At 43.4% G+C, this 13520-nt stretch carries 10 protein-coding genes and 1 tRNA gene; 10 read left to right on the top strand and 1 reads right to left on the bottom strand.

Features of this window, described 5'->3' with window-relative positions:
• Nucleotides 1–10: 10 nt before the first annotated feature.
• Both coaE and PV403_RS03225 read left to right on the top strand, forming a co-directional pair.
• A complete protein-coding gene (gene coaE, locus PV403_RS03220) occupies nucleotides 11–607 on the top strand; it encodes a dephospho-CoA kinase (protein ID WP_332083585.1) in 597 nt (198 codons plus the stop codon).
• Entirely contained in the window at nucleotides 604–1167 is a 564-nt protein-coding gene (locus PV403_RS03225) for a lytic transglycosylase domain-containing protein (protein WP_191797974.1), read from the top strand. Before coaE ends, PV403_RS03225 begins: the two co-directional genes overlap by 4 nt.
• Before the next feature lie 87 nt (nucleotides 1168–1254).
• Here the strand turns inward: PV403_RS03225 and PV403_RS03230 are convergent, their stop codons facing one another.
• Nucleotides 1255–1479 carry an alpha/beta-type small acid-soluble spore protein gene (locus tag PV403_RS03230; RefSeq protein WP_191797975.1) on the bottom strand — a complete coding sequence of 75 codons (225 nt, stop codon included), beginning with the start codon at nucleotides 1477–1479 and terminating at the stop codon, nucleotides 1255–1257.
• A gap of 116 nt (nucleotides 1480–1595) precedes the next feature.
• Here PV403_RS03230 and nrdR point away from each other — a divergent pair, with 116 nt between their 5' ends.
• From nrdR to PV403_RS03270, 8 genes are all read left to right on the top strand, one after another.
• Entirely contained in the window at nucleotides 1596–2063 is a 468-nt protein-coding gene (gene nrdR / locus PV403_RS03235; protein WP_213532129.1) for a transcriptional regulator NrdR, read from the top strand.
• A gap of 33 nt (nucleotides 2064–2096) precedes the next feature.
• On the top strand, nucleotides 2097–3233 hold the full coding sequence (locus tag PV403_RS03240; protein ID WP_332083586.1) for a DUF2264 domain-containing protein: 1137 nt from the start codon (nucleotides 2097–2099) through the stop codon (nucleotides 3231–3233).
• Nucleotides 3234–3728: 495 nt separating this feature from the next.
• Nucleotides 3729–3801, top strand: a tRNA-Ala gene (locus tag PV403_RS03245).
• Nucleotides 3802–4117: 316 nt separating this feature from the next.
• The gene (locus tag PV403_RS03250) at nucleotides 4118–7291 is read left to right on the top strand and encodes a hypothetical protein (protein WP_213532131.1); all 3174 of its coding nucleotides are present in this window, start codon (nucleotides 4118–4120) and stop codon (nucleotides 7289–7291) included.
• Between the two features lie 28 nt (nucleotides 7292–7319).
• Nucleotides 7320–7838: a phage tail protein gene (locus PV403_RS03255; RefSeq protein WP_213532132.1), complete on the top strand. Its 519-nt coding sequence runs from the start codon at nucleotides 7320–7322 to the stop codon at nucleotides 7836–7838.
• Between the two features lie 29 nt (nucleotides 7839–7867).
• Nucleotides 7868–8371 carry a phage tail protein gene (locus PV403_RS03260; RefSeq protein ID WP_213532133.1) on the top strand — a complete coding sequence of 168 codons (504 nt, stop codon included), beginning with the start codon at nucleotides 7868–7870 and terminating at the stop codon, nucleotides 8369–8371.
• A 15-nt stretch (nucleotides 8372–8386) separates the two neighbouring features.
• On the top strand, nucleotides 8387–8917 hold the full coding sequence (locus tag PV403_RS03265; RefSeq protein WP_213532134.1) for a phage tail protein: 531 nt from the start codon (nucleotides 8387–8389) through the stop codon (nucleotides 8915–8917).
• 66 nt (nucleotides 8918–8983) lie between these two features.
• On the top strand, nucleotides 8984–13519 hold the full coding sequence (locus PV403_RS03270) for an Ig-like domain-containing protein (RefSeq protein ID WP_332083587.1): 4536 nt from the start codon (nucleotides 8984–8986) through the stop codon (nucleotides 13517–13519).
• The last annotated feature ends 1 nt before the right edge of the window (nucleotide 13520 follow it).

A 13520-nucleotide genomic window follows, 5' to 3' on the forward strand; every position in this document is an offset into this window, starting at 1 on the left:
AGGTGAATACATGAATATTGGATTAACAGGCGGAATTGCGTCAGGTAAAAGCAGTGTTTCCAAGCTTCTTGTAAGCCTTGGAGCGATTTTAATTGATGCAGATCAGATCGCTCGGGAAGTCATGCTTCCCGGGCACCCTGTGCTTGCTGCTGTCGCAAAACATTTCGGACAAGTTGTTCTGCTAGAAGATGGATCACTGAACCGTAAGAAGCTCGGTGAGCTTGTTTTTAATCATCCAGATCAGCTTCAAGCATTAAATCAAATTACCCATCCTGCCATTCGTCAGGAGATGAGAGACCGTAAGCATAAATTCGAAGAACAGTTCCCAGACCGTCTTGTTGTTGCTGATATCCCTCTTCTCTATGAGTCAGGACTTGAAGATGGGTATGAACAGATCATGTTGGTATATGTACCGAGGGAAGTTCAATTAGAGCGGTTAATGAAGAGAGATGGATTGGACAAGGATCAGGCGATCCTTCGCCTGAAAGCACAGATGGATATAGAAGAGAAGAAACAAAAAGCAGATATTATTATAGATAACAGTGGGAATTTTGAAGAAACGAAGAAGCAAATTTTGGCCTTTTGGCGTGACACGGGTCTATCATGAGATGGCTTCGTAAAAAAAGAGTACTGCTTGTTATACTTGTTTCCTTTTTATTTCTTCTATTTTTTAATACCAATTGGATGTCTTGGTTTTATCCGATTCATTATAAAGATGAGATTCGTACACAAGCAGAAGCTTATGATGTGGACCCATTCCTCGTAGCCTCTATTATTCGAGTGGAGTCCAATTATAAACTGAGCCGCGAATCGAAAAAAGGCGCTATCGGTTTAATGCAACTGATGCCTGACACAGCGAACTGGGTGTTGGAGAAAAAACAGAAAAAGAACGTAACGATGGATGAACTGAAACATGAACCTGAGGCGAATATAGAAATTGGTACATGGTATCTTGATTACTTATCCGATCATTTTGATGGCAATCCAATAGCAGCGATCGCCGCTTATAACGCAGGACAAGGGAATGTAGGCAGTTGGATTAAGAAGGGCTTATGGGATGGGAAACTCGATACCATTAATGAAATTCCGGTAGGAGAGACCCGGCATTATGTACAGCGGGTTATTTATTATTATAATCAGTATAAAGATATCTATAAGGAGTTTTGATTCTTATTATCTTTTAGATTAAAATACGAATAAGTGCTGGACAGGCCAGCCTAATGGCTAACCTGTCCAGCACTTTATAATTACTTATTATTGAAATTGACCAGCGAGTTGTTGTTCACCGATCGTTACAAGACGTTTTGTAATGTAACCCCCGATAGAACCGTTCTCGTAGGAAGTCATGTTACCTTGGTATCCATCTTGTGGGATGCTGATACCTAGTTCTTGAGCGATCTCATACTTCATTTGCTCAAGAGCACCAGATGCGTTTGCTACAACTAGTTGGTTTGAATTTCCGTTGTTACCTTGTGCCATTGCCTTTCACCTCCTTGCGAGTTGGTAAAAGTATTATGTCTCGGATATGTGATTTTCATTACACTTTTGAAAAGAAAAATAGTTGGAAAGTATATACAATAAGAGGAGTGATGTCCGTGAAGTGTCCGTATTGCGCGTACGAAGGTACGAAAGTACTGGATTCTCGACCTGCTAATGAGAACAAGTCCATTCGCAGACGCCGCGAATGTGAACAATGTAACCGCAGGTTTACCACTTTTGAGACGATTGAGGAGACACCGCTGATCGTCATTAAAAAAGATGGAAGCAGAGAAGAGTTTAGCAGAGAAAAGCTGCTGAGAGGATTGATAAGGGCCTGTGAGAAACGTCCTGTATCTGTTGAACAGCTTGATCATATTGCTTCTGCCGTAGAGTCTTCTTTACGAAATACTGCTGTTGCTGAAGTAGAGAGCAGAGACATCGGAGAGCTTGTTATGGAACAGCTGTATCCCGTAGATGAAGTTGCTTATGTACGTTTTGCTTCTGTATATAGGCAGTTCAAAGATATTAATATGTTTATGAAAGAACTAAAAACGTTATTATCCAAGGAACCCTACGAAGAGTAAACATACCTTTATCATAAAGGAGAATTCACTTTCATGATACATAGTCGTAAATTATGGCTTGAATCAATGCTTCGAATAGCAGATCCTGTATTGGAAGCTTTATCGAACCGGAAGTTAAAGGAACTCATGCCTGTGGATTCTCCCTTAGTGGGTAGGGAAACCTATACTCATCTCGAAGCACTTGGCAGATTACTTGCCGGAATAGCTCCATGGCTAGAACGTAAGCAGGATGGAGAAGAAGAAGTTCTAAGAAATAAGTATGCAGCAATGGCTAGACAAGCGATTGATGCTGGAACGGATCGGAATTCACCAGATTTTATGAATTTTACAGAAGGCGGTCAGCCGCTGGTAGATGCAGCTTTTTTATCCCACGCGATTGTGAGAGCTCCTCAGGAACTTTACGGACAGCTGAAACCGAGAGTGAAGCAGCAGCTTATTGAGTGCTTAAAGAAGACTCGTCGTATAAAAGCCGTTCCCTCGAACTGGCTCTTATTCTCTGCTATGGTTGAGGCGGCCTTGTATATGATGGGAGAAGAGGACTTTGATGTGATGAGAGTCGATTACGCTCTCAAACAGCATGAGCATTGGTATCTAGGGGATGGAACCTACGGAGATGGCCCTCATTTTCACTGGGACTACTATAACAGCTTTGTCATTCAGCCTATGCTTATTGATATCCACCTTACATTTAAAGGGATGTACCCTGATTGGGACTCGGCTTACGAGTTCGTACTGTCCCGAGCACAAAGATATGGCGCAGTGCTTGAACGTATGATCTCACCAGAAGGAACATTCCCTCCAGTAGGTCGTTCGCTTGCATACCGTTTTGGTGCTTTTCAGTTGTTATCTCAGCTTGCACTGATGGAAACGCTTCCTGAGAAGTTGGGTTGTGCAAGTGTACGCTGTGCGCTTACCGCAGTATTGCAGAGAACCATTGCTGGCGAAGGTACATTCGATGAGAACGGATGGCTTCAGATTGGGTTTTACGGCAATCAACCCGATATAGCGGAAGGTTATATTTCTACAGGAAGTTTATATCTGTGCAGTACCTTTTTTCTGCCGCTAGGACTATCAAGTGATCAACCATTTTGGGCAATGCCGGATGAACCCTGGACACAGAAAAGAGCATGGAGCGGGCAATCCTTTTCGTTGGATCATTCAGTATTCTAACTAATCATTGGAGGAGAGGTGAGTAGTGTTATCTCGATTGTTGTATGTGACTGCATTATCATTTGAGCGAATGAATCCTAGTCATCATCGAGCGGTAAGTTGAATGTCATTGGAAAAGATGTTGCATGCCTAATATAATGATTATCACCCCCATGATTATACTGATTACCCCAGCGAACTTAACATAGGAAAGCCACATATCACTGGGCTCTCTATCGTAGCCTATTCTTTTGAATAACCAAGAATCAGGACGCTTAATAGCGAGGATCCCAAGTGCTATTACACAAACACCCATTAGAAAATAAAAAATGAACATCAGATCAGCCCCTTTTAAGTAAATACGCTATGGCATGAAATCAAGTTCCAATCTATTCTATTTGTGAGTCTAAATTTCAATGAAAAATACTTGCAACGATACGTTTCTGAGTGTATAATAACTAAGTCGGAAAGTTACTGCAGACACAAATGTTGATTAATAGCCAACTACATAATTAAGGGGCCTTAGCTCAGCTGGGAGAGCGCATCGCTGGCAGCGATGAGGTCAGGGGTTCGATCCCCCTAGGCTCCATTTCAGGTAAAAAACTCGCTATTTTAGCGGGTTTTTTCTTTTTTATCATTGTATTTTAGTTAGTTTTCCTCCATGTAAAACTCCCCATTAACTTAACACCTTTCTCTCTCTAGGATTTTTAATTTTTTCATTCTGCAATAATAAAATTTCGATTTTATTCTCCCAAAACTCTATTACAAATTGTATAAAAATAAGAAATAAAACAGTAAATAAAAAAATGTCGAAAAAGAGAAAAAAATGTCTTTTTTTATGAAGAAAATACCATTACAATAAGATGGCAATGTGACAATGATCATAATTTAGTAGGACAGCAATTTTGGATTACATAAGAGCGGCCATGTCACAATTTTATAATATGGAGGAAGAGCCGCAGATGGGTGTTATGGAAATTACCGGACAGTCTTTGTATTCCGGTGTGCAGCGAGGCAAAAAAGAAGAATGGATTTATTTAACGGCTGCAGATTTAACTTTAAATCAAGATTATTTTTCCGATGTAACAGCTCACTACTTGATTCAGGCGGATACGATTCATTTTGCCGGATCATTGAATTTACCAGGGCGTAATCTGACCCTGAATGCTAGAGTGATCTCTTCGGATGGAGACGTTTCGATCAGTACATCAGGAACCCCTGTCCCTAAAGAAAAGAACTTTGTTAGCCAGCCTAAGGCTAATCCAGGAGATATGCCTGTCAGAAACGGAGACAATGGTGGCGATGGCGATAATGGTTTTGACGGGGGAGACGGGATGTCCGGCGGCCATATTGTACTTGTAGCAGAGCATTTCGACTTGCAAGGTCAATTAAAGCTTTCGGCAAATGGCAGCAATGGGGGACGTGGACAAGACGGAGGAGACGGCATGAACGGCCGTGATGGAGAGAATGGAAGAGACGCGGAAACCCATTGGTTTTCATCGGATGATTCCTCAGAACCCGGTAAAGATGGAGGTAATGGAGGCAAAGCCGGTAATGCTGGGCACTCAGGAAATGGAGGAGACGCTGGGCATATTTTTGTCGGGTATGTGATTGATTGTGCAGAACAAAAGATCACAATGGAAAGTCAACCCGGAGTTGCCGGAGCTCCTACCCGTCCAGGAAAATTTGGTGCCGGAGCTAAGGGCGGAATAGGTGGCCGTAAATTTAAAGTTGTCACTGGAAGAACAACAGCGGTCAAAATAGTAAGCCAAGAGAGGGAGCCAAGCGGTTCAAATGGCAGAGATGGGGATCCGGGGATTTACGCCGCTAATCCTGTTGACGGTCAGCCCGCTAACACTGGAGTTTTCCAAATACAGTATGGGCAATTTTATGGAATAAAAGTAGACAGAACAGAGATTTACACGGATTTTTCGACGCTCGATCTAGAGTCAGCTTTAAGTGCTTCTCTCGAACGCCAGATGTTAACCCTCAATAAAGCAGGGCTCGCTTATCTTACAGGCAGTGAGGAAAAACTCGAAGAGTCAGCTATTCTTCTAAATTGGTTGCATGAAACAACACCTAATGATTCTTGGTTTGATGCAGTTCGAGCTTTGGACTCCTATTCCTCTTTTCAAAAGAGTATGCTGGATACTTCCATTCAGTGGCTCTCTTTGCGTAATAAGGCGATCATCTTGCTATCACAGTTGGGACAAGGGCTAGACTACTTTGGACATCCTTGGAACTGGGTACCACTAATGCCGCTGGACAAATATCAGGATCTAGGCAGCAACCTCATTAATGCTGCTCAGCAAGCTGAAACTCTATATCTTGATTATCTAAAGGCTGACAATGATCAAAGAGGCCGAGTGAAGATACTAAGGGATGCTATGAGCGTTGCAGAGAAACGGATTAATGACTTGGAAGATCAAAGGCAAAAATCGATTGTTGATGGAGAACGATTGGTATCTGAAGCGAGCGAGCTATATGAAAGCATATTATCCAATGAAAAGAATCTACAGAACGTAGCAGAAGAATTTGTAGAAGAGTTAAGATCAAAGCTTGCGATGGATTCCCTTAAGGCTACCTTTGATCTGGTCGTTAACGGAGTTGCGCTGGTAACCAACGTTACACCTGCTCTAACCGCACTTAAAACAGGCGGGGCCATCGCTTCCGCTGTGAGCAACTATTGGAACACCGGAAAAACAATTGTGATTGATGATACTTTCAAAAGCGACAAGACCGTAGCAAAAGAGAAAAAAGAAAAAGAAGAGGAACTTTCTAAATCACTGAAGAATGTAAGCACTGTTTTCTCTTCCGGCCTCGGTGTATTAAAGAGTGGTGCCGAACTGGTTGATCTGCTAGGGCAGATCGAAGAGGCGCGTGATTCATTTGGCTATAATTCATCGATGCTTGCAATGTCGCGTGAACAGTTTGACGATATGCTAAAGCCGGTCTATGGGAAGATGCCTGGGGATAAAGTCGATGGATACCGCAAAGCTTTTAATCAGTATCTTAATGTTGTCGAAGACTATCAAAGTAAAACCCAATCCATTAAAGCAAAACATTTAGAGGAAGCAAGACTGTTTGCCGAAATGGAGCAACGGCGAGCAGACGAGGATCATATTAAACAGGCGATTGGTGATGACCTGGATGCCAGTCTGCCGTTATTTCATACATATATACTAGATCTTTATAACGGATTGAAGCTAGCTTTAACTGATTTCCTATATCAAGAATATCAGGCTTATCGATATTTGGTTCTTAGCAAGGACCTTTTCCCATTGATTCGGGATAGTCATGTAGCTGAGCTCAGTCGCATCCATGCTGAAATCACAGTGAAATTAAAAGATGCGTTGAATGCTTCAGAAAATCCAGTACAGCCATTCAAAAATGTAACTATTATTTTCACTGAAGAATCTTTCCCAGAACAATTCGTAGCGTTACGTGAACACAAGCCGGCCTTTTTCCCTTTGTCTATAGATAATCAACTCATACGGGAGAAAATTGCAGGTAAAGCGCACATGATGGTTAGTGATTGTCATGTTCAATTGCCCGGAGCCCGGCATACGGCGGGGAGTATTCATACGGAATATACCCACTATGGTCATTCAACGTTCCTGAATTTATATGGTGAGCGGTTTGATTTTGTTCATAATAAAAGCCATGGTTTCTATGAATATGAAGTAACACCCGAAGAAGGAAAGGGAATTACAGGCGAATCTGCTGAAAAAATAATCAATCAATCCGGCGGAGCAGTAGGAGATGGGACTACCCGGATCATGCCAGGTTTATTATCCCTCTGGTCTATTGAGGTACCGCTTGAGGATCGAAGTGGCTGCAAGCTGAACGAAGGCGTTAATCTAAGTGATGTTAAGAAAATCGTAATGACCTTGGCTGGAAAAGCGGAAGCTTATGCGCCTAAGACTCCATCCGGCAAAATGAGTGCTTTTGCTGTGCCGAAGCCTATGAATAGTAATGATATTTTTGCTGATAATGAAATGTTTAGCCTGCCAGGAAAAGAACCAGATGCTGTCACTGTTCAGGAGAAATTATCTGATTCGATTGTTATAGAACTATAAGCCTCAGAATAGAAAAAGGAGATTTCGGATGAGTGATCAATATGTAGGCGAAATTCGTATGTTTGCAGGCAATTATCCTCCTAAAGGATGGGCGTTTTGCGATGGTGCGATTCTCCCGATTACAGATAATGAGAGTCTTTACTCAATCATTGGAGTAACGTATGGCGGGGATGGAAGAACTAACTTTAAATTGCCTGATTTGAGAGGGAGATTGCCGCTTCATAAAGGAACAAATAGTAAAAGTGGTACCGAATATGCAATGGGTCAAACAGGAGGGACGGAGACGGTCGCTTTAACTTTAGCGCAGTTACCAGCGCATACCCACATTGTTAATGCTGAATCTACTGCAGGAATTATAGGCGATCCGAAAAATGCATTTTGGGCAGCTAGCGCGTCAAAACAGTATTCGGCAGATAAGAATCCTACTGGACTTATGAATACAGCATCCGTTTCATCAACCGGTGGAAGCAGCCCGCATAACAATTTGATGCCTTATTTACCCGTTTCCTTTATTATTGCGCTTCAAGGCCTATATCCGTCACAATGATAATTAATAAAGAGTAGGAGATTAAAAAGATGGCAGAACCCTTTATAGGTGAAATTCGCCTATTCGCTTTTGCGTATGGAAACCCTCCACAAGGCTGGGCGGAATGTAACGGACAAATACTTCAAACTTCACAAAATCAAGCTTTGTCTGCTTTATTAGGTGATCGTTTCGGTGGGGAAGCCCCTAAGACGTTTGCACTTCCCGATCTTCAGGGCCGCGTTCCTCTTGGGGCGATTAATCCATATACTCCAAACCCTTATGGCGGAGAAGAAACGCATACCTTAACGACAAATGAAATGCCGCAGCATACACACGATGCTTCCGCCGGTTCTGACGGCGTAACTGCTAATTCGAACAATGCTACTTGGGGGACAACCTCGGGTATAACCCCTTATGCAGATCAGACTGATAAAACAATGTCCAGTGAAGCTTTAACAACAGCAGGAAATAGTGAGGCTCACTCGAATATGCAGCCCTACCTTGTAGTGAACTATTGTATTGCTACCATAGGTATCTTTCCGCCGAGAAGTTAATTAGGAGGGAATTAAATGGATCCGTATGTAGGAGAAATTCGATTATTTGCAGGCACTTATGCACCGAGGGACTGGGAGTTTTGTAATGGACAGACCCTGCAAATTCAAGAAAATTCAGTATTGTTTAGTGTGATAGGAAACCAGTTTGGAGGAGACGGAGAGACAACCTTTCAACTTCCCGATCTTCGCGGAAGAGCACCCATGCATTCGGGTCAAGGCATCGGTTTAACCCCTCGAGCATTTGGAAAACCGGATGGAGAAGCTCAGGTTACACTTCTTGAAGCGGAAATACCGAGTCACAGCCATACTCCGCAAACTCAGCTCAAGGGCAGTGAATTGAGTCCTGAAGGAGCGGTATGGACTCCAACTTCGAAAATCGGGAAGAATGCAGCACCAAAGTATTATTCCAATACGCCGTCCGTATCCATGAATCCGCTCGCGATTGGTACGACGGGTGAATCGCAGCCGCACAATAATATGCAGCCTTATACAGAGCTTAATTTTATTATAGCCTTGCAAGGTGTTTTTCCTGAAAAAACATCCTAAGGATTACGAATTTTGAACGTTATATCTTCAATTCTCTTTGAGAAATTTATATGAAAGGACAGATTTATGTACAAAATCTCTTCTAAAAGTAAGGTCCTCGGGCATATTTTTCTTTCCTTTGTTTTAATTAGTGGGTCATTGTTCTCTGGACCTCTTACAGCTAATGCTGATACTAGAAATGCTGATATGATAACTACCCAGTTTAGTGGTAGCTTGGATACGAACTCTACTTTTGTAAGACTGCAGATGCCGGGTGATGTTTCGTTAGATGTTTCTAATGAGAAGAATGATGAAGATATATACGATCCTTATTTGCTGGAGCCGACATGGTATTTTCAAGAAGGAAGTAATAGCTTAGAATGCGGAGCTGGAAAAGATAATTATTGTGGAACATGGTTTGTTAGTCAGGACTTCACAGGTAAAGGATATCCGTTTCAAGTGACGGTAAGAGATGATGAACCCGAGGGAGAATCCTACCTTCGAAATTATTTTTATAGAACCATTACTCCATCTATTGACGGTGATTATAACTTTTTGGTAACTCCCCCAGATAAAGAAGATCAAAATGCTTTAAAGGATACGGTTCTATATGTGTATAAAGATAGATTTTATCCCGATCATCCACTGCATAATTTAATAGCGGGTAATGATGATATTTCACACGTTGATAATAATTTGTCTCGAATCAGCAATATTCATCTAAAGGCCGGTGTAACCTATTATATGGTTATGACCGGATTTTGGAACGGAGCTGAAGGCAACGTTTCTTTTGAAGTAACTGGTCCTGGAAGTATTAATGATCCCGATGATACTGATGCCCCGGTTGTTCCTGCAGTCACGAGTGTGACCGTAACCCCTGACAGTGTGAATGTAGAGCAGGGTGGAAGTCAACAGTTGACAGCCGAAGTAAAAGTTGTGGGTGGAGCAGCACAGACGGTGACTTGGGGTAGTAGTGATGCTACAACACTTGCAGTAGACGAAACTGGAAAAGTGACGGTAGCCAAGGACGCTAAGCTAGGGGATTACACAGTAACGGCAACTTCAACCGAAGATTCCAGCAAATCGAGTACGTCTACGATTAAGGTAACAAAAAAACCTGTTGAACCAGCAGTTACTAGCGTTGAATTAAGCCCGAGCAGTGCGAATGTAGTGCAGGGAGGAACTCAACAGCTATCGGCTGCTGTAGAAGTGGTAGGCGGAGCAGAGCAGACGGTGACCTGGACAAGCAGCGATGCTACTGGAAAAGTCATAGTTAATGAGAACGGATTCGTGACGGTAGCTTCGGGTGCTGATCCGAGGGAATATACCATTACGGCGACTTCAACTGTAGATCCTAGCAAAATGAATACATCTAAGATAACAGTCACTCCAGCACCGGCAGTTAAGATTGTGACCGTAACTCCTAGCAGTGCGAATGTAATGCAGGGAGAAAGTAAGCAGCTGACTGCTAACGTCGATGTGTCAGGCGGAGCAGCCCGGACGGTGACCTGGAGTAGCAGCGATGATAAAGGAAAAGTGACGGTAGATGAGAACGGAAACGTGGAGGTAGCTTCGGACGCGGAGCCGAGGGAATACACGATAACGGCAACTTCAACCGAAGATTCCAGCAAATCGAGCACGTCCACGATTAAGGTAACGCAAGCACCTGTTGAACCAGCGGTTAAAAGTGTAACCGTAACTCCAAGTAGTGCGAATGTAATGCAGGGAGAAAGTAAGCAGCTGATTGCTAACGTCGATGTGGTAGGCGGAGCAGACCAGACGGTGATCTGGAGTAGCAGCGATGATACTGGAAAAGTCATAGTAAATGAGAACGGGAACGTAACGGTAGCTTCGGATGTTGATCCGGACGAATATATCATAACGGCCACCTCAACTGTAGATCCCAACAAAACAAGTACATCTAAGATAACAGTCACTCCAGCACCGGCAGTTAAGAGTGTGACCGTAACTCCAAGCAGTGCGAATGTAATGCAGGGAGAAAGTAAGCAGCTAACTGCTGCTGTAGAAGTGGTAGGAGGAGCAGCCAAAACAGTGAACTGGAGCAGCAACGATGCCTTGAAGGTTGCAGTAAACGATAACGGAAATGTAACGGTAGCATCAGACGCTAAACCGGGGAGATACACGATAAAGGCGACTTCAACGGTAGATCCCAGCAAATTGAGTACATCAACGATTACAGTCACTCCAACACCAGCGGTTAAGAGTGTAAACGTAACTCCAAGCAGTGCAGAAGTAATGCAGGGAGAAAGTAAGCAACTGACGGTTAATGTAGAAGTGGTAGGCGGGGCAGAACAAACGGTGACCTGGAGCAGCAGCGATGCTTCTGAAAAGGTTTCAGTAGGCAAAACCGGAAAAGTAACGGTAGCTTCAGACGCTAAACCGGAGAAATACACAATAACGGCGACTTCAACTGTAGATCCCAGCAAATTGAGTACATCAACGATTACAGTTATTCCAGCACCTGCTGTTAAAAGTGTAACCGTAACTCCAAGCAGTGCGAATGTAATGCAGGGAGAAAGTAAGCAGCTGACGGCTAACATCGAAGTGGTAGGCGGAGCAGAACAGACGGTGACCTGGACAAGTAGTGATGCTTCAAAGGTTGCCGTTGACGAAACCGGCAAAGTGACAGTGGCTTCAGACGCTATGCTAGGCGAATATAAAATAAAAGCAACCTCAACCGAGGATACTAGCAAGTTCGCATTGTCGGTTATAACAGTTACATCAGCACCGATAGAACCGACATACATCATAGGGACAATTTCCGATCAAACAATGACTCCACTGACCGAAGCATACGAATCAGGGACACAGGAAACAAAGTCCATTACCGTATCAAATACAGGAACGGGAAATTTAACTAACTTGCGAGCTGAATTGACCGCAGGGGATGTTGACGCATTTGAGGTGACTCCAGTCGCTGGGGAAATAGATAGTGGAGAAGAGGACACTTTTACTGTAAGAGCGAAAGATGGTTTAGCAACTGGAACCTATAGGGCAACTGTTAGCTTAACGGCAGATCACCTGTCTGCCGTTTCATTTCAGGTTATCCAAGTCGTAGAACCCCAAAGTGTTACTACCAATCCTTTACCACCAGTAGCGCCGGAACCAACAACACCGGAACCAACGACACCGGAGCCAACGATACCGGAGCCAACGACACCGGAGCCAACGATACCGGAGCCAACGACACCGGAACCAACGACACCGGAGCCGACAACGCCGGAGCCAACGACACCGGAACCAACAACGCCGAAGCCGACAATACCGGAGTCAACAACGCCGGAACCAGCAATACCGGCGCCAATAAATCCAGTGCCATCAATACCTGCGACTCCAGCGCAATCTGAGGATAATGCAGTGGAAGTCCTGGTGAATGGGAAGGTTGAAAAGGCGGGAACATTGGTAAATTCGACTTTGAATAATCACAAGGTCTCGACCATTGTTGTTGATCCGGTTAAGCTTAATGAAAAGCTGGCTGCTGAAGGCGATCATGCCATCGTAACCATTCCTGTCACTAGCGGTGCTGACATCATAATTGGGGAATTGAATGGTCAAATGGTCAAAAATATGGAGCAGAAGCAAGCAGTAGTGAAAATTCAAACGAATAACGCTACTTATACTTTACCTGCACAGCAAATAAATATTGATGCCCTTTCTAATCAAATGGGACAATCGATTGCCCTCGCAGATATCAAGATTCAAATTCAGATCTCGGTACCTGAATCGGGAATGGAGCAGGTAGCTCAAAATGCAGCGGACGATGGAGGCTTTAGCATCGTCATTCCGCCGCTTGATTTTTCCATTCAAGGTTCTTACGGGAACACGAAAGTCGATATTACCCAGTTTAATGCTTATGTAGAACGAACCGTAACTTTGCCTGAAGGGATTGACCCTAACAAGATCACAACGGGTATTGTCGTTGAACCAGACGGTAGTGTTCGGCATGTACCCACTAAAGTGGTAGAAATGAATGGAGTCTATTCTGCAGTCATTAACAGCTTGACGAATAGTACATATTCGATAGTCTGGCATCCACTTGAGTTCAAGGATGTTGCTAATCACTGGGCCAAAGCTGCAGTTAACGATATGGGGTCCAGAATGATTGTTGAGGGCACGGGGAATGGTTTATACAGTCCTAATCAGGAAATTACTCGAGCAGAATTCGCCTCGATTATTGTCCGAGCTTTGGGGCTAAAATTGGAAAACGGTTCTTCACCATTCGCTGATGTTAGTGCATCATCTTGGTATGCAGGTTCTATTCAAACCGCTTACGATTATAAGTTGATCAACGGCTTTAAGGATGGTACATTCCGTCCAGAAGATAAGATTACTCGTGAACAAGCGATGGTCATTCTGTCCAAAGCTATGACCCTTACGGGCCTAAAGGAGAATTCACCTCAGCAAAATACCAATGAGATTCTAACTTCGTTTGCCGATGCTTCTAAGGTTTCTATCTGGGCAAAAGAACATACGGCAGCGGCCTTGCAAGCGGGGATTATAAACGGTAAATATATGAAAATGCTTGCTCCAAAGGATGACTTAACCCGATCTGAAATAGCTGTTATCATGCAAAGACTTTTGCAAAAATCTGGGTTGATCTAAG

The organism is Paenibacillus sp. GYB006, assembly GCF_036577645.1.
Classification (GTDB): Bacteria; Bacillota; Bacilli; order Paenibacillales; family Paenibacillaceae; genus Paenibacillus.

Coding starts and splice junctions, on each gene's coding strand:
- coaE (WP_332083585.1), top strand. CDS start 11: ATGAATATTGGATTAACAGGCGGAATTGCGTCAGGTAAAAGCAGTGTT.
- PV403_RS03225 (WP_191797974.1), top strand. CDS start 604: ATGAGATGGCTTCGTAAAAAAAGAGTACTGCTTGTTATACTTGTTTCC.
- PV403_RS03230 (WP_191797975.1), bottom strand. CDS start 1,479: ATGGCACAAGGTAACAACGGAAATTCAAACCAACTAGTTGTAGCAAAC.
- PV403_RS03240 (WP_332083586.1), top strand. CDS start 2,097: ATGATACATAGTCGTAAATTATGGCTTGAATCAATGCTTCGAATAGCA.
- PV403_RS03255 (WP_213532132.1), top strand. CDS start 7,320: ATGAGTGATCAATATGTAGGCGAAATTCGTATGTTTGCAGGCAATTAT.
- PV403_RS03260 (WP_213532133.1), top strand. CDS start 7,868: ATGGCAGAACCCTTTATAGGTGAAATTCGCCTATTCGCTTTTGCGTAT.
- PV403_RS03265 (WP_213532134.1), top strand. CDS start 8,387: ATGGATCCGTATGTAGGAGAAATTCGATTATTTGCAGGCACTTATGCA.
- PV403_RS03270 (WP_332083587.1), top strand. CDS start 8,984: ATGTACAAAATCTCTTCTAAAAGTAAGGTCCTCGGGCATATTTTTCTT.